This is a genomic window from Nonomuraea sp. NPDC049129, assembly GCF_040648495.1.
In the GTDB taxonomy this organism is placed as follows: Bacteria; Actinomycetota; Actinomycetes; order Streptosporangiales; family Streptosporangiaceae; genus Nonomuraea.
The window spans coordinates 170,780-191,374 of sequence record NZ_JBEZDU010000007.1 but is presented as its reverse complement, the minus strand read 5'-3'; the positions used below and the strand labels follow the sequence as shown (position 1 = coordinate 191,374).

Annotated in this window: 17 protein-coding genes; 9 read left to right on the top strand and 8 right to left on the bottom strand. The window is 69.5% G+C overall.

The annotated features are described in order from the left end of the window. Positions 1-363 precede the first annotated feature (363 nt). The 3 genes from AB0B64_RS23630 to AB0B64_RS23620 are packed head-to-tail and all read left to right on the top strand — an operon-like array spanning position 364 to position 6,439. Positions 364-4,539 carry a glycoside hydrolase family 38 C-terminal domain-containing protein gene (locus AB0B64_RS23630; RefSeq protein ID WP_358179619.1) on the top strand — a complete coding sequence of 1,392 codons (4,176 nt, stop codon included), beginning with the start codon at positions 364-366 and terminating at the stop codon, positions 4,537-4,539. Continuing rightward, complete coding sequence (locus AB0B64_RS23625; protein WP_358179617.1) at positions 4,536-5,408, top strand: hypothetical protein; 873 nt, start codon at positions 4,536-4,538, stop codon at positions 5,406-5,408. Before AB0B64_RS23630 ends, AB0B64_RS23625 begins: the two co-directional genes overlap by 4 nt. Continuing rightward, positions 5,408-6,439, top strand: a complete 1,032-nt coding sequence (locus AB0B64_RS23620; protein WP_358179615.1) for an ROK family protein — start codon at positions 5,408-5,410, stop codon at positions 6,437-6,439. Before AB0B64_RS23625 ends, AB0B64_RS23620 begins: the two co-directional genes overlap by 1 nt. Before the next feature lie 45 nt (positions 6,440-6,484). On the opposite strand, the gene AB0B64_RS23615 is transcribed toward AB0B64_RS23620, so the two are convergent. From AB0B64_RS23615 to purN, 3 genes are all read right to left on the bottom strand, one after another. Continuing rightward, complete coding sequence (locus AB0B64_RS23615; RefSeq protein WP_358179614.1) at positions 6,485-6,667, bottom strand: hypothetical protein; 183 nt, start codon at positions 6,665-6,667, stop codon at positions 6,485-6,487. A gap of 109 nt (positions 6,668-6,776) precedes the next feature. Further along, positions 6,777-8,318, bottom strand: a complete 1,542-nt coding sequence (gene purH, locus AB0B64_RS23610) for a bifunctional phosphoribosylaminoimidazolecarboxamide formyltransferase/IMP cyclohydrolase (protein ID WP_357948543.1) — start codon at positions 8,316-8,318, stop codon at positions 6,777-6,779. Next, on the bottom strand, positions 8,315-8,944 hold the full coding sequence (gene purN, locus AB0B64_RS23605) for a phosphoribosylglycinamide formyltransferase (RefSeq protein ID WP_357948540.1): 630 nt from the start codon (positions 8,942-8,944) through the stop codon (positions 8,315-8,317). The genes purH and purN overlap by 4 nt, the downstream gene beginning before the upstream one ends. Positions 8,945-9,019: 75 nt before the next feature. Here purN and AB0B64_RS23600 point away from each other — a divergent pair, with 75 nt between their 5' ends. After that, positions 9,020-9,439: a hypothetical protein gene (locus AB0B64_RS23600; protein ID WP_357948538.1), complete on the top strand. Its 420-nt coding sequence runs from the start codon at positions 9,020-9,022 to the stop codon at positions 9,437-9,439. A gap of 10 nt (positions 9,440-9,449) precedes the next feature. Here the strand turns inward: AB0B64_RS23600 and AB0B64_RS23595 are convergent, their stop codons facing one another. Then, positions 9,450-10,064 (bottom strand): TetR family transcriptional regulator, encoded by a 615-nt coding sequence (locus AB0B64_RS23595; protein ID WP_357948535.1) that lies wholly within the window; start codon positions 10,062-10,064, stop codon positions 9,450-9,452. Between the two features lie 70 nt (positions 10,065-10,134). On the opposite strand from AB0B64_RS23595, the gene AB0B64_RS23590 reads away from it, so the two are divergent. Continuing rightward, positions 10,135-11,229, top strand: coding sequence for a hypothetical protein (locus AB0B64_RS23590; protein WP_358179613.1), 1,095 nt, complete (start codon positions 10,135-10,137; stop codon positions 11,227-11,229). On the opposite strand, the gene AB0B64_RS23585 is transcribed toward AB0B64_RS23590, so the two are convergent. From AB0B64_RS23585 to sucC, 3 genes are all read right to left on the bottom strand, one after another. Beyond that, on the bottom strand, positions 11,192-12,796 hold the full coding sequence (locus AB0B64_RS23585; RefSeq protein WP_358179611.1) for a DUF6350 family protein: 1,605 nt from the start codon (positions 12,794-12,796) through the stop codon (positions 11,192-11,194). The genes AB0B64_RS23590 and AB0B64_RS23585 overlap by 38 nt on opposite strands. 185 nt (positions 12,797-12,981) lie before the next feature. Beyond that, complete coding sequence (sucD, locus tag AB0B64_RS23580) at positions 12,982-13,857, bottom strand: succinate--CoA ligase subunit alpha (protein ID WP_219531323.1); 876 nt, start codon at positions 13,855-13,857, stop codon at positions 12,982-12,984. Position 13,858: 1 nt separating this feature from the next. Next, positions 13,859-15,040: an ADP-forming succinate--CoA ligase subunit beta gene (gene sucC, locus AB0B64_RS23575; protein WP_357948528.1), complete on the bottom strand. Its 1,182-nt coding sequence runs from the start codon at positions 15,038-15,040 to the stop codon at positions 13,859-13,861. 221 nt (positions 15,041-15,261) lie between these two features. On the opposite strand from sucC, the gene AB0B64_RS23570 reads away from it, so the two are divergent. Together AB0B64_RS23570 and AB0B64_RS23565 are read left to right on the top strand one after the other, a co-directional pair. Then, a complete protein-coding gene (locus tag AB0B64_RS23570) occupies positions 15,262-16,164 on the top strand; it encodes a hypothetical protein (protein WP_357948525.1) in 903 nt (300 codons plus the stop codon). Between the two features lie 158 nt (positions 16,165-16,322). Beyond that, the gene (locus AB0B64_RS23565; RefSeq protein ID WP_358179609.1) at positions 16,323-17,198 is read left to right on the top strand and encodes a hypothetical protein; all 876 of its coding nucleotides are present in this window, start codon (positions 16,323-16,325) and stop codon (positions 17,196-17,198) included. Between the two features lie 284 nt (positions 17,199-17,482). Here the strand turns inward: AB0B64_RS23565 and galE are convergent, their stop codons facing one another. Continuing rightward, positions 17,483-18,469: a UDP-glucose 4-epimerase GalE gene (gene galE / locus AB0B64_RS23560; RefSeq protein WP_358179607.1), complete on the bottom strand. Its 987-nt coding sequence runs from the start codon at positions 18,467-18,469 to the stop codon at positions 17,483-17,485. A 121-nt stretch (positions 18,470-18,590) separates the two neighbouring features. On the opposite strand from galE, the gene AB0B64_RS23555 reads away from it, so the two are divergent. Next, the gene (locus AB0B64_RS23555) at positions 18,591-19,364 is read left to right on the top strand and encodes a hypothetical protein (protein ID WP_358179605.1); all 774 of its coding nucleotides are present in this window, start codon (positions 18,591-18,593) and stop codon (positions 19,362-19,364) included. 137 nt (positions 19,365-19,501) lie between these two features. Then, the gene (locus AB0B64_RS23550) at positions 19,502-20,512 is read left to right on the top strand and encodes a L,D-transpeptidase (RefSeq protein ID WP_358179603.1); all 1,011 of its coding nucleotides are present in this window, start codon (positions 19,502-19,504) and stop codon (positions 20,510-20,512) included. Positions 20,513-20,595 lie beyond the last annotated feature (83 nt).

Genomic DNA, 20,595 nt, shown 5'->3' with positions numbered 1-20,595 from the left:
ATGGCGCCGTGCGGGCGAAAGAGGTGGGCGCGTTTCTGCCAGGTGGTCGGCCTGGGCCGAGGTGGGCGTGAGCCGCAGTTGCACGACTGTGGGCAAGCCGTTGCGTTTGGTGGCGGAGCGGCGGATCGCCATCGAGCACCTCCTGTCACAGTGCCCTCACCCACCGCACACATTACCGAACGTGACCGAGCCTTCCCATACTGTTTTCGAAGGAAGGGGTGGCGCTTCCTCCCGGCCCCGAAGGAACGGGTCTCCGTCGCCACCATTCAGATGAGTTCGCAGAGGCGGTGATGACATCGTTGTCATGGATCTTAGAACAGCATAAAGTGACGAAGCCGCCCATATCTCCTTAAAGGAGTCGTCTTGCCTGCTCACTTGCTGTCCGCAGAGTCGACCGACCTGTTCGTCGGCACGGCGGAGCGTCCGTACCAGGTGCTCAAGGTCACGCTGGAGCCGGATGGGCAGGAGACCCCGCTCGACGTTCGCGGACCCGGGGTGTCCTGCGCGGCGCCGGTGAGCGTGCCGGCAGGGGTGGGCCCGGTCACCGTCGAGGTGCCGCTGGAGGTCAGCGTGCCGTACGGGAGCGTGGTGCCCTGCATCGTCACCTTCGGCGACGCGGCGCTCGACGTCGAGGTCACGGCCGAGGAGCCGGGCTGGACGATGTACATGGTGTCGCACTTCCACTACGACCCCGTCTGGTGGAACACGCAGGCCGCCTACACCAGCCCCTGGGAGCTGCTCTCGGTCGACTCCACGACCCGGCCGCTGTGGGAGCACAACGCGTTCGCGCTGGTCGAGGCACATATCGAGCTGGCTTTGCGCGATCCCGACTACCGGTTCGTGCTGGCCGAGGTCGACTATCTCAAGCCGTTCTTCGACACCCATCCCGAGCGCCGGGCCGACCTGCGCGCGCTGCTCGACGAGGGCCGGGTGGAGCTCCTCGGCGGGACGTACAACGAGCCGAACACGAACCTGACCGGCGCCGAGAGCACCATCCGCAACATCGTGTACGGCATCGGCTACCAGCGCGACATCCTCGGCGGCGACCCGCGTACGGCCTGGCAGCTCGACGTGTTCGGGCACGACCCGCAGTTCCCCGGCTACCTGGCGGCGGCCGGGCTGACCGGCAGCGCGTGGGCCCGGGGGCCGTTCCACCAGTGGGGCCCCATCAGCAAGAACTTCAGGGAGGCCAAGAACGACGCCTCCCTGATGCAGTTCCCGAGCGAGTTCGAGTGGATCTCGCCGTCGGGAGAGGGCGTGCTGACGCACTACATGCCCGCTCACTATTCGGCGGGCTGGTGGATGGACTCCTCGCCGTCGCTGGAGGAGGCGACGCGGGCGACGTACGAGCTCTACCGCTCGCTGAAGCCCGTGGCCGCGACCCGGAACATCCTGCTGCCCGTCGGCACCGACTACACCCCGCCGAACAAGTGGGTGACCGACATCCACCGGACCTGGGCGGCCCGATACGTCTGGCCCCGGTTCGTCTGCGGCACGCCACGGGACTTCCTCGACGCGGTGCGTGGGGAAATATCGGCATTCAGCCCGCAGACCCGGGATATGAACCCCATCTATACCGGCAAAGACGTCTCGTACATCGACACCAAGCAGGCCCAGCGCGCGGCCGAGGTGGCGGCGCTCGACGCCGAGCGGCTGTCGGCGTTCGCGTCGCTGCTGGGTCTGGGCGGCTATCCGCACACCGCGCTGGACAAGGTGTGGCGTCAGCTGGCGTACGGCGCGCACCACGACGGGATCACCGGCTCCGAGTCGGACCAGGTCTACATCGACCTGCTGACGGGCTGGCGCGAGGCGCACGACCTGGCCGCCGACGCCCGCGACCGCGCGCTGGACGCGCTGCTCGGCCAGATCTCGCTCGACGGCCGCAGCGTCGTGGTCACCAACACACTGCCGTTCGCGCGTGACGGACTGGTGCGGGTACGGCTGGCGCCAGGTGAGCGGGTGGAAGGCGAGATCCCGGCGATCGAGGAGGACGGCACGCTGGTCTTCCTGGCCAAGGACGTGCCGTCGATGGGCTGGCGGACATACCGGATCGTCGAGGGGCCGGCCGACACCTGGCAGCCGCTGCCCGGGACCGCCATCTCGAACGACCGGTGGCGCGTCGCCGCCGATCCGGCGCGCGGCGGCGGTCTGGAGTCGGTGTTCGACCGCGCCTCGGGCCGCGAGCTGCTGTCGGGGCTCGGGAACGAGCTGCGGCTGTACGACGAATACCCGACACACCCGGACATGGGCGAGGGGCCGTGGCACCTGCTGCCGACCGGTCACGCCACCGGCTCCGGCGAGGCCGCCGCAGTGGCCGTACACGCCTCGCAGAGTCCCCTCGGACAGCGCCTGACCATCACCGGCCAGGTGGGCGAGGTGTCCTATGAGCAGATCGTCACGCTCTGGACCGGCTCGGACCGGGTCGAGTTCACCACCCGCGTGCTCGACTACACCGGCGCCGACCGGCTGCTCCGGGTCCGCTTCCCGGCGCAGGTGGCGGGCGCGCTGCCGGTATCCGACGTGGCGGGCGCCGTGGTGGGGCGCGGGTTCGCGCAGCCTGAGGTCGACACCGCCGAGCACCCGTGGACGCTCGACAACCCGGCCAACACCTGGTTCGGGCTGTCCGCCACGGCCAAGGTGGATCTGGGCGAGGCGGGCGCGCGGGCGCTGGGGGTCGCCGAGGTGGTGGTGCCCACTCTGGAGGACGCGCCCGGGGCCCGTTCGCTGGTGGTGGCCCTGGCCCGCGCGGGCGTGACCGCCACGACCTCGTCCGCCTCCGGCTCCCGGTACGGCTGGCTGGACGTCGACTCGAACCTGCCGGACGTACGCATCATCCTGGGCGGCCCGGACGCCAACCCGCTGGCCGCCGAGCTCCTCGACCGCAGCGACCCGGCCTTCCTCGACGCGCTCAAGTCGGGGGCGCCGCTGGTCTGGGTACCCGCCGAACGGCCGCTGGCCGAGGTGTGGCAGCCCAGCGCCGACCTGCGTGACGTACGCGCGCTGCCCGCGCTCATCGTCGCCGGGCCGGTGGAGGAGCTGGTCGCGGATCTGGCGGATGCCGTGATCTCCGCCGTTTGCCCGGTGGGCGAGGAGGTGCTGGAGTCTCGTACGGTCGCGCTGCTCACGTACGGGTTGCCGGGGTTCGCGGTGGATTCCGCGGGGGCGTTGCATCTGTCGCTCATGCGGTCCTGTACCGGGTGGCCTTCGGGGGTCTGGCTGGATCCGCCTCGGCGTACCGGGCCTGATGGGGCGGGGTTCCAGGTGCAGCACTGGACGCACGAGTTCTCGTACGCGCTGGCCGGCGGGGACGGCGACTGGCGGGCGTTGCGGCTGCCGGCGGCGGGACAGGAGTTCATCACGCCGATGCTGGCGCGGGAGGTCGCACCGGCCGCCGACGGCACGTTGCCGCAGGTGCACTCGCTCCTGCGGGTGGAGCCCGCCCGGGACGTCCTGCTCGGCACCATCAAGGCCACCGGCAACCCGCACGCCCACGGCCTGTCCTCCACTGGCGACCTGTCCTCCACCGGCGCCCTGGCGCCCACCGACGGCGTCACCATCCGGCTCGTGGAGTCGACCGGGCTCGGTTCGCGGGCCGCGATCGAGTCGCCGCTCCTGGACCTCGACGGCCTCATCCACGCCGACCTGCTGGAACGGCCCGGCGATCCGGTGACCACGCTCGACCTGGCCGGGGCCGAGGTCGCCACCTATCTCGCCCCCGCCCCGCCGCGGCCCCCGCGCCCCGACCTGGGTGCCACGGCCGAACAGGCCCAGCCCGTCTACAGCCGCTACTGGCTGCACAACAAGGGGCCCGCGCCACTCGGCTATCTCCCGGTGTCGATCGCCGTCACGCCCGGTCTCGTCACACCCGTCGCGGCCTCACAGGGGGCCATCGAGGTGTCGGTCGTGGTGTCGTCCCACCTCGTCGACGCGCCGCACGAGGGCGTGGTGGACATCCGCGTCCCGGACGGCTGGACCGCCACGCCCGCCCAGCGCGCCTTCCGCCTCGAACCCGGCGGCCACCTCCGCTTCCCCGTCACCGTCACACCCGCCCCCGGCCAGGGCCTGTACTTCGTCTCGGCCCGCACCTCGGTGGGCGGCCAGCTGGTGGAGGACGTCGCCACGGTCGCGCTGAGCGAGGTGCCGGAGCTACCCGTCGAGGGCGCCGTCCCGAACATGCGCGAGGCGTTCAACGGGACCCAGGCCACCGAGGGCCGCGCGGCCGGCCTGTCCGTCACCGCCCTCACGGAGTCGCTCTCCCTCCGCCCCGGCGACCGCACGTCTCTGGTCGTACGGCTGGCGAACACCACCTCCGACGAGATCCGCGGCGAGTCCCAGCTCGCGGCACCCTGGGGCTCGTGGGAACTCCTGCCCACGGTCATCCAGGGCTTCACCGTGGCGCCGGGCGCGACTGTCGACGTGTCGTTCCCCGTGGAGGTGCCGTACGACATGGCGGCCGGGCACTTCTGGGCACTGGCCAAGGTCATGTGGTACGGCCGCTGCCAGTACGCCCCCGCCGTCCGCTTGGAGGTAACCCGATGAACCACGCTCTCACCGATACGGCGGGCGGTCCCGTACGGGAGCGGCCCGCCGCGACCGGGGCGGGCACCGCGCCTGGCATCGGCGCGGTGATCGGCTGGGTCGGCGGGCGGCCGATCTCTCGCGAGCCGCTGGACCGGCGGGTCCGTGAGCTGCGCGACAGCCCGCTCAGCGCGGCGCTGCCGCTGCCGGGCAGCTCCGAGGACCGGCAGCTGGCCAGGTGGCTGACGCAGGTGATCCTCACCGAGGCGCTGTGCGAGGACGAGGCCACGGCCCGCGGGCTGTCGCCGGTGGAGGTCGGGCGGCTCGACCCGCTGGCCGCTGTCGAGCTGGGGTCGATCAACGCCTCCGCGTACAACGGGAGCCCGTGGGTCCGCGCGCTGTTCGAGCATCTGACCGCCACAGTCGAGGTGCCGCCGGAGTGGCGGTCGCAGGCGACGGCGCAGGGGGCGGCGCCTGGTACGGCACAGGGGGTGGCACCCGCGACGGCGCAGGGAGTGGCCTGGCATGTCGTACGCCATCGGGTGTTCGCCGACCGCGCCGAGGCGGCCGCCGCCACGGTCGACGACCTGGAACCGCTGGGACCGGTGACGCTGAGCTCCCTGCCCGCGGCAATCGCCGACGCCATCCCGCGCCGGCCGTACGGGATGCTCGTCGGTCCGGTCGAGGACGCCCTGGGCTGGCACGTAGCTGTGGCCCAACCAGCGCCCACCCCAGCCCCCTCCCCCGGTGCGGTCTCGCAGCGGGAAGCCGCGCGGCGGCGGATGTTCGCGCGGTGGCTCGACGAGTCGCGGGCCGCCAAGGTCGAACTCGTGCCCGGACTGGAACATCCTGGCGACCCCCGCCAGCCCGACAACCACCACAAACACTGATGGCCCGCGTACTCGCCATCGACATCGGGGGAACCAAGCTCGCCGCCGCGCTGGTGGACGAGACGGGTTCCATGCTGCGTTCCGCGACCCGGCCCACGCCGCGTACGGACGTCATGGTCGCTCTGGCGGCGCTGATCGAGGAGGTGACCGGGGACGGTCCGGCGCCGGAGGCGGTCGGGATCGGCTGCGCCGGGCCGCTGGACCTGGCCGCCGGGACCGTCAGCCCCGTCAACATGCCCAGCTGGCGCGGCTTCCCGCTGCGTGACGAGGTCCGCGCGCTGACCGGCCTGCCGACCATGCTGGCCGGTGACGCGCAGTGCATGGCGCTCGGGGAGCACTGGCTGGGGGCGGGGCGCGGGAGTTCTTCGCTGCTCGGGATCGTGGTGTCGACCGGGATCGGTGGCGGACTGGTGATCGACGGCGTCCCGCTCCTGGGTCCCAACGGCAATGCCGGACATGTCGGTCACATGACCATCGACCCGTACGGCGAGCGCTGCGAGTGCGGCGGGCGCGGCTGCGTCGAGCACTACTCCAGCGGCCCGAACCTGGCCCGCTGGGCACTGGCCAACGGCTGGACCCCGGGCCGCCCTGACGGGCTGGACGGCCCGGCCGACGCACGGAACGGCACGGCCGGCGTTGGGAACGGTGCGGCCGACGCGCTAGACGGCACGGCCAGCGCGCAGAATGGCACGGCCAGTGCGCAGAACGGCGCGGCCGACGCGCGGGCGCTGGCCCGGGACGCGGCGGGTGGGGATCCCGTGGCGGTGGCGGCGTTCGAACGGGGCGCCAGGGCACTCGCCGGCATGATCGCTTCGACCGCGGCGGCGGTCGAGCTCACCAAGGTGGTCATCGGCGGCGGCGTCTCAGCGGCGGGACCGGTCCTGTTCGACCCGTTGGCGCGGGCGCTGGACGACGTGGCCGGGCTGGCGTTCGTCAGGGCGGTGAAGGTGGAGCCGACCACCCTGGGAGTACGGGCCGGACTCGCCGGAGCCGCGAAGCTCGCCTGGAGCCAGTCCCGTACAGCCGCCTGAGATGTTCAAGTACGGCCGCCTGAGACGCTCAGGCGGCCGGGCGGGCTACTCGCGCTCGGCGGTCTGGGCCGCGCGCCGCTCGATGATACGGCGGGTGAACGGGATGACCTCCACGACGCGCGCCCCGAAGTAGGCACCGAGGAAGGCGAGCACCACCAACATGACCGGGCTGGTGGCGATCCCGTTCATGGTCACGAAGGCATACAGAACCGAGTCGAGCGGCGCCATAAGGAGTACTCCCGGGGAACGGACGAGCGGCAAGGCCCACAGCGTAACCGGACATTACTTATGCTTGTGCGCAAAAGGGCGGGTTCATACCGCCCTTTGCCCAGGAGCGTCAGTGGAAGAAGTGGCGCGTCCCCGTGAAGTAGAGCGCCACGCCCGCCTTCTCCGCCGCCTCGATGACCAACTGGTCGCGGACGGATCCGCCGGGCTCCACGACGGCCTTGACGCCCGCCTCGATCAGCACCTCCAGCCCGTCGGGGAACGGGAAGAACGCGTCCGAGGCCGCCACCGACCCCTTGGCCCGCGCGTCGGCGCGGCTCACCGCCAGGCGGCACGAGTCGACCCGGTTGACCTGCCCCATCCCGACGCCCACGGTCGCCCCGCCGGACGCCAGCAGGATGGCGTTGGACTTGACCGAGCGGCAGGCCCGCCACGCGAACGCCAGGTCGGCCAGCATCTCCTCGGAGACCGGCTCGCCCGCCTTGAGCTGCCAGTGCTCCGGCGCGTCGCCGGACGCGTCGACCCGGTCGCTCTGCTGGACGAGCAGGCCACCGTCGATCCGGCGGAACTCGGCGGGGTTGGCCGGGCCCGAGGGACAGATCAGCAGGCGGACGTTCTTCTTCTGCGTCAGTACGGCCAGCGCCTCGGGCTCGTAGGACGGCGCCACGACGACCTCGGTGAACACCTCGGCGATCTGCCGGGCCAGCTCGGCCGTGACGGCCCCGTTGACCGCGATGACGCCCCCGTACGCCGAGACCGGGTCACAGGCGTGCGCCTTGCGGTGCGCGTCGGCGACGTCGGAGCCGATGGCGATGCCACACGGGTTCTGGTGCTTGATGATCGCGACGCAGGGCTCGACGAAGTCCCAGGCCGCTCGCCAGGCCGCGTCGGCGTCGAGGTAGTTGTTGTAGGACATCTCCTTGCCGTGCACCTGCTCGGCGTTGGCCAGGCCGTCGAGGCCGCCGCTGTAGAGGGCGGCGGACTGGTGCGGGTTCTCGCCGTAGCGCAGGGTCGACTTGCGCTTCCAGGTGGCGCCCATGAACGAGGGCCAGCCGTCGTCGACCCGGTAGGCGTTGGCGAACCAGGAGGCCACGGCCACGTCATAGGAGGCCGTGTGGGCGTAGGCGATGCCCGCCAGCCGCCGGCGTTCGGTCAGTGTGAAGCCGCCCTCGCCGAGCGCGGCCACCACGTCGCCGTAGAAGCGAGGGTCGACCACGACGGCGCAGGTGCTGTGGTTCTTGGCGGCGCCGCGGATCATCGCGGGCCCGCCGATGTCGATCTGCTCGACGCACTCCTCGTCGGACGCGCCGGAGGCGACCGTCTGCTCGAACGGGTAGAGGTTGACCACCACCAGCTGGAACGGGTCGATCTCCAGCTCGTCGAGCTGGGCCACGTGGTGCGGCTTGGTGAGGTCGGCCAGCAGTCCGGCGTGTACGCGCGGGTGGAGCGTCTTGACCCGGCCGTCGAGGCACTCGGGGAACCCGGTCAGCTGCTCGACCTTGGTGACGGGGATGCCGTAGGAGGCGATGGCGGCGGCGGTGCCGCCCGTTGACACGATCTCCACCCCCGCGCCGTCCAGAGCCCTGGCCAGCTCCTCCAGCCCGGACTTGTCGTACACCGCGATCAGCGCGCGCCGGATGGCGATGCGAGTCACTTCGATTCCCCTTCTGATTGGTTACCGATGCGGACGGTCCGTCCGCTGACCGTCCAGCCCTCACGGACCATCCGGCCGACGATCTCGACGAGCAGGCGGCGCTCGACGGTCTTGATGCGCTCGTGCAGGACCGCCTCGTCGTCGTCCGGCAGTACGCTCACGGCCTCCTGGGCGACGATCGGCCCGCTGTCGACGCCGGCGTCGGCCAGCATGACCGTGCAGCCCGTCACCTTGACCCCGTGGGCGAGCGCGTCACGCACCCCGTGCGCACCCGGGAAGGAGGGCAGCAGCGCGGGATGGGTGTTGAGCACCGGGAACGCGTCGAGCGTCGGGGCGCCGATGATCTTCATGAAGCCCGCCGACACCACCAGGTCGGGCTCGTAGGAAGCGATCCGGTCGGCGAGCGCGATATTCCACTCCGACCGCTTCTCGTAATCACCCAGTTTTTCGACGAAAGTAGGGACGTCAGCCCGCGACGCCCGAGCCAGTCCCTCGATGCCGTCTCTGTCCGCACCGACAGCCACCACGCGGGCGCCGTAGGACGGGTCGGCCGAAGCGTCCAGCAAGGCCTGTAGGTTTGTTCCAGAGCCGGAGACGAGGACGACGAGCCGCCCAGCCTTTGACACGCGCACTCCAATGAGAAAACCGGGGTGGGGTTGCAAGCGTATCCGCTCTTCGTCCGGCGACGCAGAGGAGGTCAGGTGTCGACACCGGTGCAGGCACCGGCGGGTCAGCATCCCGCGGATTCCGCGGGGCGCCGAGCCATCTGGTTGGCCATCGCGGCGCTGGCCATGACGTTCATGCTGCCGCTGGCGGGGCTGGTCATGGCGGTGTTCGCGCTGATGGCGGGCATTCGCGCGCTGCCCCAGCTGAGGAAGGCGCACAAGCCGCCGGGCATCGCCGTGGGCGGCATCGCCATCTCCTCGGTGGCCCTCACGCTGTCGGCCCTGGCCACCGCGATGCAGCTCTATCTGATGGACGAATACTCCGCCTACCAGAACTGCATGAAGGGCGCGGGCACCGTCTCGTCGCAGGGTGAGTGCTTCACCCAGTTCAGGGACGCGGCCCAGAAGAAGCTCCCACCGGACGTACTTGAACTCCTGGGCGCGGTGCAGCCCTAGCCCGGCCCCATCACAGTGATTCCAGGCCGCGCATCGCGATGTTCACGGCCCGTCCGGTTGACGCCAAATACTCCTGCTCCGCCTCGCCGTACATCTCCAGGCTGGCCATCCCGGCCGCCTGCACCGCACCCATGAACGCGCCGGTCACCGCCGCGGCGCTGATGGGGTCCAGCCTGTCGGGGAATGCCGTCAGCAACGCGGCGGCGATCCGGCGCTGCGCGTCGAACATCATGTGAAGGGCCTTCGCCTGTACGGCGGGCACCGTCGCGAGCAGCCTCTGGTAGAGATCCTTCAGCTCCGGGTCTCCGGTCCACGGCCCCTGGGTGAGGTAGTGGGCGATGGCTTGGTCGTAGGTCCTGCGCAGCACTTGCTGCAGCGTGTCGTCCGGGGCGCGGTCGGCGATCACCTCCAGCGCCAGCCCGTAGAACCGCTCGACGTCGGCGAACAGCACGTCCTCCTTGCTCGGGAAGTAGTTGAAGAACGTCTTGGTGGCCACGTCCGCCGCGGCGGCGATCTGTGCGCCGGTGGTCTGTTCGTAGCCCTGCTCGGTGAACAACCGGATTGCCGTACGGATGAGCAGGTGCCTGGTCTGTCGCTTCTTGCGTTCGCGCAGCGTCTCCTCCATGGCTGCAATCTTACACTAGAAGAAATTTACACGATTGTATTTTTGCGCTAAGTGGTGTTATCCAGGGTTCATGAGCCAAAGAGCGTTACTCCCTCGCCTGGCGCCCGCCATCGGGCTGTTCTTCCTGGCGCCACTGACCGCCGAGTACCTGATGGGCAACGCGCCGATCACCCACATCCAAAACCTGCTGGGCCTGGCCCCCCTGTACGGCGGCGGCGCCCTCCTCATCCGTGAGTTCGCCCGCCGTACCGGACGCGGCTGGCCCGCCATGATGACCCTCGCGCTGGCCTACGGCATGATCGAGGAGGCCTTCGTCACCCAGACGCTGTGGGACTCGAACTGGGTGGTCGGCGCACACACCCTCGAATACGGCTTCATCCCCGAGCTCGGCCTGGCCGGACCATGGACGCTGTTCATGGTCGGCGTGCACACGGTCTTCAGCATCAGCGCCCCGATCGCGGTCGCGGAGACCCTCGCCGGCTCGCGACGCACGACGCCATGGCTGGGCAAGATCGGCCTCACCGTCGCAGGCGTGCTGTATGCGGTCGTCGCCCTGGGCAGCGGCGTCGCCCAGGCCGTCTTCGGCCGCCATGCCTCCGCGCTCCAGCTCATCGGCGCCGGAGTCGTCATCGCCGCGATCATCGTCGTCGGCATCCGCCTCCCCAGGCGCACCACCGACGTCACCCTGCTGCCCGGTCGCGCCCCCAGCCCGTGGGTCGCCGGTGCTCTCGCCATGGTCGCCGGAGCGGTCTTCGTGCTGCTGTACGCGGTCGATCCCAACGGCTTTACGCCCTGGCTGGCGGAGGCGATTCCCCTCCCGGCGTGGCTCAGCGTGGTCAGCTATCTGACCCTGTTCGTCACCGTTGCCACCGTGGTGGTCCGCTGGTCACACCGCGCCGGCTGGTCGCAGGCCCACCGGCTGGCGCTCGCCGGCGGCGCCATGCTGACCTACGCCTGGCACTCCTTCCCCCAGAGGAACATCACCCCGACGGTGCCGCCCACCAAACCGACCAGCCTGGCGGAAGACCTGGCCGGCAACGCCATCCTCACCGCAGGCGCGGTGGCCCTGCTGATAGTCGCGGCCCTGCGGCTCCGTCGGCCATCGGACACCAGTACAGAACAGGCCCTTAGTCACGATCCCAGGCGTAGGGATCGACGTAGATGACATGGCCGCCACGATCGTCCGACTCATCGACGATGTCCGTACGCGGTGGCCGGTCCCGCTCCGGCAGGATCGGCAGGGCCTGGGCCAGCGTCTCCGCCGCGGCCGAGGCGTGCTCGTCCTGCCAGTCGTCGCGAATGACCGGAATGGCCTGGGTGTCGGCCTCGGTGGCATCCATCCAGTGGCCGGGCAGAGGCCGGGCGTCGGCCTCCGCCAGGCCGACCTTGCTCGCCGCCCGGGCGATCGCGGCGCCCGCCTTGCGTACCGGCACGGCGGCCTTGTCGAGCGGGGCGCGAGCCCGCCGGTTGAGCAGGAGGACGTTGGCCACGCCCGCGGAGATACCCGCGGCGACCCCCACCTCCAGGCCCACCGACAGCGCCACCTCCCACGGCGACGGCCCGACCGTGGCCAGCCGCCCGCCGCCGATGGGGCCGCCGGACAGCGCGGCGAGCAGCGCGGCGACCAGCCCGGTGGTGATCCCGGTGAAGAACCCCCACAGCGGCGCGGCCTCGTACGACGGCGACGGCGCCATCCTGGCCACCACGATCCCGGCCACGGTCCCGGCGGCGAACGGCAGCGCGATCACCGCCATCGTCCAGCCGGGCACGGGACCGCTCTCGGGCAGCGCGCCGAGCAGCGGCAGGCTCGGCACCGTGCCCAGTTGCACGCCCGTGGGCGCGACCAGGGTGTCGGCGCCGACGGCGAAGCCCGGCCCGGCGATGTAGGAGGCGGCCCAGATGACGGTGTTGAGCAGGTAGAGGGCCTGGACCAGCAGGAGCAGCACGCCGCCCACGAACCCGGGCGCGAGCACGTTGGACAGCTCGCGTACCTGGCCGAAGTTCACGATCAGGGCGGTCAGCACGAGGGCGAGGCCGGCGACGAGCAGCACCGCCGTGGCGACGGCCGTGCCGACGGTCAGGGCGCGTACCCGCTCGGGCAGCAGGCGCAGCATCGCCCGCCACGGGCCGATCGTCCGCGCCGTGGCCAGCGCCCCCGCGCAGAACGCCAGCGCGAAGTGGCTGACCAGCGCCTCGCCGATGAACGGCTGGGTGATGTCGTTGCGGGCGACGAGCGCGATGAGCCCGGCGAGCAGGGCATAGGGGGCGGCCAGGGAGACTCCGGCCTGCGCGACCAGGACGAGCTGGGCCCGGCGGCGCGCGCTGGCCTGCTCGCGCGGGCTGTTCTTGGGCAGCCGCGCGGGCAGCCGCAGCCGCAGGTCGGCGTCGCGCGCCATCCACCGCCCGGCGCGGTAGAGCAGGACGGCGGGCAGGATCGTCAGGCCGAGCGGGAGCAGCCCCACCTTGCCACCGGGGATCGCGAACCCGGCGTGGTGGGCGGCCAGCCACACCTGCGCCGCCGTACGGAACACGCCCGGCAGCCCCGCGCCCAGCGCGCCGCGCGGCGCGGCGATCCACCCGACCAGGGTCAGCGTGGTGAGTACGGCCAGGCCGACGCCCAGCGTGATGGCGGCGGCGAGCATCCCGGACACGGGCAGCGGCCGGCGCGTCTCGTCGTCATCACTCGAGACGCCGGGCAGCCGACCTAGTACCGATTCGAGGAGCGCCGTCACAAGTAGTTATTTTCTCAAGCTTTACCAACCAACGCTTGGTTGACGCGCCGCGCGCGGGGCTTTCCCTCTCCCATTTTTCGCCCTCTTTGGGGGGTCTCCGCGGTTTCACAGGGGACGCCACCCATCGGCTCGGCACAAAAAAGACGCCCCGCCACGAAACGGGCGGGGCGGTCTTCAGCCGGAAATCAGCGCGACTGCATGATCTCACGCATGAGGCGCGCGGTCTCGGACGGAGTCTTGCCGACACGGACGCCCACCTTTTCGAGGGCCTCCTTCTTCGCCTGCGCGGTGCCGGCGGAGCCGGAGACGATGGCGCCGGCGTGGCCCATCGTCTTGCCCTCCGGGGCGGTGAAGCCCGCGACGTAGGCCACCACGGGCTTGGTGACGTGCTGCTCGATGTAGGCCGCGGCCCGCTCCTCGGCGTCGCCGCCGATCTCACCGATCATCACGATCGCGTCGGTGCCCGGGTCGTCCTGGAAGGCCTGGAGCGCGTCGATGTGCGTCGTGCCGATGACCGGGTCACCGCCGATGCCCACCGCGGTCGAGAAGCCGAAGTCGCGCAGCTCGTACATGAGCTGGTACGTCAGCGTGCCCGACTTGGACACCAGGCCGATGCGACCGGCCGTGGTGATGTCGGCGGGGATGATGCCGGCGTTGGAGGCGCCGGGCGAGGCGATGCCGGGGCAGTTGGGACCGATGATGCGGGTCTTGTTGCCCTTGGCGATCGCGTACGCCCAGAACTCGGTCGAGTCGTGGACCGGCACGCCCTCGGTGATCACCACGCAGAGCGGGATCTCCGCGTCGATGGCCTCCTTGACGGCGTCCTTGGTGAAGGCCGGGGGCACGAAGGCGACCGACACGTCGGCGCCCGTCTGCTCCATGGCCTCCTTCACCGTGCCGAACACCGGCAGGCCCTCGTGCGTCGTGCCCGCCTTGCGAGCGTTGACGCCACCGACCACGCGGGCGCCGGAGGCGAGCATGCGGCGGGTGTGCTTGGTGCCCTCACCGCCGGTCATGCCCTGAACGATGATCTTGCTGTTCTCGGTCAGCCAGATAGCCATGTCACGCACCTACCGCAGCGAGCTCGGCGGCCCGCTTGGCCGCGTCGTCCATCGTGTCGACCAGCTCGACGCGCGGGAGCGCGGCGTCGGCCAGGATCTGCCGCCCGAGCAGGGCGTTGTTGCCGTCAAGCCGGACCACCAGCGGGTGGGTCACCGCTTCGCCGCGGCTCTCCAGCAGCTTGAAGGCCGAGATGATGCCGTTGGCCACCGCGTCGCAGGAGGTGATGCCGCCGAAGACGTTCACGAAGATCGACTTCACGCTCGGGTCGGAGAGGATGATCTCCAGGCCCGCGGCCATGACCTCGGCAGAGGCGCCGCCGCCGATGTCGAGGAAGTTGGCGGGCGACGGCTTGCCGGGGAACGCCTCGCCGGCGTAGGCGACCACGTCGAGGGTCGACATGACCAGGCCTGCGCCGTTGCCGATGATGCCCACGTCACCGTCGAGCTTGACGTAGTTGAGGTCCTTCTCCTTGGCCCTGGCCTCGAGGGGGTCCTCGGCGTTCTTGTCGGCGTACGCCTCGTGCTCCGGCTGGCGGAACGCGGCGTTGTCGTCGAGCGTGACCTTGCCGTCGAGCGCCTTCACCTGGCCGTCAGCCGACAGGATCATCGGGTTGACCTCGACCAGCGTGGCGTCCTCGTCGACGAACGCGCACCAGAGCTTCTCGATGAGCTCGGCGGCGCCGTCGAGCGCCTTCTCGGGCAGCCCGCCCGCGGCCGCGATCTCCCGCGCCCTGGCGCGGTCGATGCCGTCCAGCGCGGAGACCGGGATCTTGGCCACCTTGTCGGGCGAGGTGTGCGCGACCTCTTCGATCTCCATGCCGCCCGCGGCGGAGCAGATCGCGAGGAAGGTACGGTTCGCGCGGTCGAGCAGGAAGGAGAAGTAGTACTCCTCCGCGATCGCGCTGGCCTCCTCCACGAGCACCTTGTGGACCGTGTGGCCCTTGATGTCCATGCCCAGAATGGCGGTGGCCTTGTCAACGGCGTCGGCGGCGTCATCGGCCACCTTCACGCCACCGGCCTTGCCACGGCCTCCGGTCTTCACCTGGGCCTTGACGACGACGCGGCCGGTCAGCTGCTCAGCCGCCGCCCGTACCTCCTCCACGGTGTGAGCGACAATGCCGCGTGGCACCGGGATGCCGTAGTCAGCGAAGAGCTCCTTCGCCTGATGTTCGAACAGGTCCACGAGGGTCCGTCCTTGCTTATCCGACTGATGTTCGACGCTTGTCCGACTGAATGTTCGACGGCCCGGGCCACCCCGTGCGTGCGTGCCGGGCGTTTCCGCCAGTGAAGCCTAGCCCCAAGCTTGACCTGACCAGGTCATCGGGTCTCAGTTATCCCGTTATGTGACAGTGATCTCACTTCAGCACGATATTTCGGGACATCTGAAGAAGGGCACCCACATCTATGAGGCGATGGATCGCCGGCGCGGTGGCAGTTTCCGCGCTGGCCGTGGCCGCTCCCGCGTACGCGCAGGCCAAACCGGCGGACCCGGTGGCGGCGCTGAAGAAGCAGTTCGTCGCGGGGCAGGGAGTCAAGTTCGCCGAGCGGACCAGCATCAAGGTCGGCGATGAGTCCTACACCCAGGCCGACAGGCAGGGCGTGATCGGTTTCGACGCCAAGGGCATCGCGGGCGCCGAGAACACCCGTACTCCGATCCTCACGCCGGAGGAACGGGCGCGGCTGAAGAAACTGGCGGCGAAGGACGCCTCCATCGCCGACTCCGTCGAGCTGCTCACCGAGCGGATCTACCTCGTCAGCGTGGGCAAGCGCATGTACGTCAACGGCGGTCTGTACAGCACGCTGGTACCCGAGAACAAGAGCTGGGTCGGCATGAACGGCAGCCCGTCCTCGGCCGCTTATGGCGACCAGCTCATCAACGTCTTCGAACCGGCGACGCTCAAATACCTGTTGGCCACGAAGAAGACGGTAAGCGGCGCCCAGTATCGCGGCTCGGTCACTTTCGCCGAGCTGTACAAGCTGTCGCCGACGTTCCGCGAGCAGATCATGGTGAAGCCGACCGGCAAGCCCGCCAAATCCGTGATCTCCTGGCGCCTGACGCTCGACGGGCAGAAACTGGTGAAGCGGCTGGCCATCTCGTGGTCCATGAAGGTCACCAAGAAGATCACCCTCAACGCCACGACCGAAAGCCGATACACCGAGTGGGGCACCGCGGTGAACGTGACCGCGCCTCCTGCCGACCAGGTCGAGGACATCAAGGACCTGGCGAAGAAGGCCCCCGAACCGCCGGCCGCCATCGACAGGAACTACGTCAGCGTTCCGCCTGACGACGATGGAAACACCCCATAGTCAGAAATTTCCACAAAGGGGCCCCGACGGTGTCGGGGCCCTTCTGCACGAAAAATCCACATATTTTCCTCTCTGTAGACAATCGGTTGAGATATCGTCGTGATCTTCGTTTGGCAGGATCCTTCCGCTTCCGTAAATCAAGAGACGAGGGCATTGATATGAAGCGCATCATCACAGGGCTGGCTTTAGCGTCGGCCGCCACACTTCTGGCAGCCGGGCCGGCACAGGCGGCACCGGCCGCCAAGGACCCGGTCGCCGCGGTGAAGAAGCAGTTCGTCGCCGGCAAGGGTGTGAAGTTCAGCGAGCGCACCACCGCCATCCAGGGCCGGATGCGGGGCATCATCACCCGTCGGTCGGGGGCGTACCAGTTCAGCAAGACGGGCGTCGCCGCGTCGGACATCACCGGCAAGTTCAATCTCAAGATGATGGGATCGGGCGACGACGAGGACAAGACCCTCAAGGCCCTGTCCAGGCCCGAGCGGACGATCACGGTCGGCAAGACGTCGTACCTGTCCGGCGGGCTCTGGGTGGACCTGCTGCCCGCGGACAAGACCTGGGTCAGGATGCGCAACGTGCCGTTCTCCGGCCTGAGCGGCGTCTACGGCCAGCCGCTCAACCTCACCGAGTCGGCCACGCTCAAGACCCTGTTCAAGAGCGCCAAGCCGGCCAAGGGCGGCTACGCGGGCAAGATCACCGTGGGTGAGCTGCGCAGGATCTCCCCGTCCTTCCGCGGCAACCTCATGCTCGGCGCCGCCAGCAAGAAGACGTCGAAGATCGCCCTATCCTGGAAGCTCACCGTCGACGCCAAGGGCCTGCCTTCCCGGCTGGTCACGACGATGCCGCTGGCCGCGCTCTCCTCGAACGTGGACGACGAGTCGGCCCTCAGCGTCGAGACCCTGTACAGCGGCTGGGGCAACGCGGTGAAGATCACCGCGCCGCCGGCCGACCAGGTGACGGACGAGCTCAAGGACGGCACGGACAGCACGGACGAGATTCCGTCGCTGACGGTTCCGCTCAGCAGCATCGCGAAGTAACCACCGAACCGCTGTACGGCTTCACCACGAGAGAACCGAGCTCACGCTCGGCTCTCTCGTAGGAGCCGGGCTCGCGCTCGGCTCCACCGTAGGACAGACCGGCTCGCCCTCAGCTCCACCGTGAGACAGCCGGGCTCACGCCTCTCCTGTCTCTCCCGTCGCCAGGCGGGAGAGGCGGGGTGGACAAGCCCCGGATGGCCACGCCAGGTCGGCGTACCGCGACTCTCGCAACTCCTGGTCGCTTCTCTCTCAGCAGCGCGCGGGGCCGGTGATGAGCAGGGCACTCATTCGGCGAGGCGCGAGTCCCGTACGGCGGCCCATTCGAGCGAGTGCCTGATCCCTTCCTCGATCGAGTAGCGCGGCCGCCACCCCAGCAGCCGGTGCGCGAGGTCGCTGCGCGTGTAGGCGCCCGCCACGTCGCCGGGCCGCCGCTCGGTCTCGACCACCTCGACCGGCCGCGTCACCACCCGGTTGAACGCGTCGACCAGCTCACGCACGGTCGTCCCTGAGCCGGTGCCCAGATTGATGACCGATTCCGCCTCGGACAGTTCGTCGAAGCGCTGCAACGCGGCCACGTGCGCCGCCGCCAGATCCCAGACGTGGACGTAGTCGCGGATCCCGGAGCCGTCACGTGTGGAGTAGTCGGTGCCGGTGATCTCGAACGGCACGCCTTCCTCGTACGCGCCGATCATCTTGCCCAGCGCGTGGCTCGGCCGCCGCAGCTGCAACCCGGTGCGCATCGCGGGATCCGCCCCGATCGGATTGAAATAGCGCAGGGACAGCACGTTGATCGGCCGGGTCGCCGCGATATCGGCGAACATCGCCTCGCAGACCGCCTTCGTCCGCGCGTAGGGGCTCTGCGGGTCGAGCGGCGACCGCTCGTCGACCGTATGATCGTCCCCCGTGCGGTAAATCGACGCCGAGGAGCTGAAAATCATCCGCTCGCACCCGTTGCGCAGCAGGTGATCCACGAACTCCAGGCTCTTGGTGACATTCGCCCGGTAGTAGCCGACCGGATCGGCCACCGAATCCGGCACCACGATCAGCGCGGCGCAATGAACGACCGCCTCGATGTCGGGCTGCTCGGCGAATATCTTGTCGACCAGCGCCCCGTCGGCGATATCGCCCTCGTAGAAAGTCCGGCCCTCGGCGAACTCCCGCCGCCCCGTGACCAGGTTGTCGAGAATCACCGGCGTGATCCCCGCGTCCAGGCACGCCGACGCGATCGTGCTCCCGATGAACCCCGCCCCACCCGAAATCAGTACCCGCATCCCGGCACCCTATTGGGTCCTCCGCCGAGCCCGGCGTCATTCGCGCCGACTCGGGTGATCGTGGCTTTACGCGCGGCTAATGAGGTGCGGTCGTGATCATTTGTCGGCAAGATGGCGCCTCATGAAACTCATGATCACCGCACTCGCGGCCGGCGTCGCCGTACTCGTCTCGTCCGCCCCCGCTCAAGCGGCGCCGAAGAACCCCGTCGCGGCGTTAAAAGCGCAGCTCGTGGCCGGGCACGGGGTCCGCTTCACCGACACCAGCGCGTTCGTCGGCGCCGTCAACAAGGATCCGCTGGTCCGGCGCACCGGCAGCATTCAGTTCGGCAAGAAGGGGATCACCGGCTGGGACATCACCGGGAAGTTCTCCAGTCCGTTGTACGACGGGCACAACACCACGCCCGAGCGGACCATCGCGATCGGTGACGTCGCGTGGGTGTCGGGCGGCACCCTGAGCGAGGACATGCCGAAGGGCAAGACCTGGTTCAAGACGTACAGCAAAATGAACCTCAGCACCATGAGCAGCTGGTTCGGCCAGGTGGTGAGTCCGGCTGAGCCCGCGACGCTCGCCGCCCTGGTCAAGAACGGCAAGCTCAGCGGGTCCACCTACCGCGGCCAGATCACCTTCAGCAAGCTCTTCAAGATCTCCCCCTGGTTCAGCAGCTCGATCCCCATGCGCTCCGACACCGAGGCCACTGTCACGTACGCCCTCAAGGTCGACGCCAAGGGGCTCCCCAGCCGGTTGACCACCACGTGGCAGGCCACGGACTTCCTGGACATCTCCTGGTGGGAGGACAAGGCGGTCACGACCGAGACCCGCTACACCGGCTGGGGCACCAAGGTCTCGATCAAGTCGCCGCCCGCGAACAAGATCGCCACCAAGCTCAACGACTGAGTCAGGCGCGCCGGGGCCGTAAACCAGGACCCCGAGAGGCGTTACGTGATCGTTATCGCCAGGCGTCCACGTATGGCGTCTTTTGGTTGTCTCACTTATGAGACGCCTGATGCGTAGACATAGTCCTGGAGTAACCCTTGAATCCCCTCCCCCGGATGCTGGCTCTGGCCGCCCTGATCACCACGGTGGCGGCCTGTAGCACGGAAGGAACGCCTGCCCCGGTGGCTCAGGTCGCCGCCGCCACCCCGGTTCACGCGGCCGGCGCCGCCGTGCCACGGAAGGCCGTACCGAAGAGCCCGGTACAGAAGGTCGCGGCGAAGAAGGCCAAGCTGGAGATCGCCGACATCACTCCCGAAGGTGAAGCCAAGGAGAAGGTCGGCGTCGGCTTCCCCATCATCGTGACGTTCGACCGCAAGGTGACCGACAGGGCGGCGGCCGAGACCGTCCTGCAGGTGCAGGCGGACCGGCCGGTCGACGGCGCCTGGCGCTGGGTGACCGACCGCAAGGTCGTCTACCGCACCAAGACGTACTGGCGGCCGCACCAGAAGGTTCAGCTCAACGCCCGCCTGAGCCAGATTCCCGGCAACGAGGCCGCCAAGGATGTCAGCCGCCGCTTCGCCGTCGGCTACTCCAACATCTCGGTGGTCAACACCCGTAGCCACGTGATGAAGGTCAGGCGCGACGGCAAGCTGGTCAAGTCGATCCCGATCAGCGCGGGCCGCGGCGGCATGGTCAAGAACGGCGTGGACGTCTACCTGACCACCAGCGGCACCCACCTCACGATGAACAAGAAGCCGCTGGAGACCATGACCTCGGCGTGGATGGGCGTCACCGACCCCAAGGACCCTCAGTACTACAAGGAGGAGATCCCGTGGGCGGTACGCATCTCCGACAGCGGCGAGTACGTGCACCAGAGCGCGGGCTACTACCAGTATCTGGGCCGGTCCAACCAGAGCCACGGCTGCGTCCGTGCCACTCCGGCGGGCGCCAAGTGGTTCTACGGCATCGCCCAGCGCGGTGACATCGTCAAGATCACCGGCACCAAGCGCAAGCTCGACTGGCGCAACGGGTGGAGCTTCTGGCAGCTCAACTGGACCGAGTGGAAGAAGGGCAGCGCCCTCCCGAAGGACGCCCAGCAGAAGAGCTGAGCACCCCACGGGCCGGAGCTTCCCGGCGGGTCGGAGCCTTCCAGCAAGTCTTCCGGCAGGTGGAAGGCTTCCGACAGGTGAGC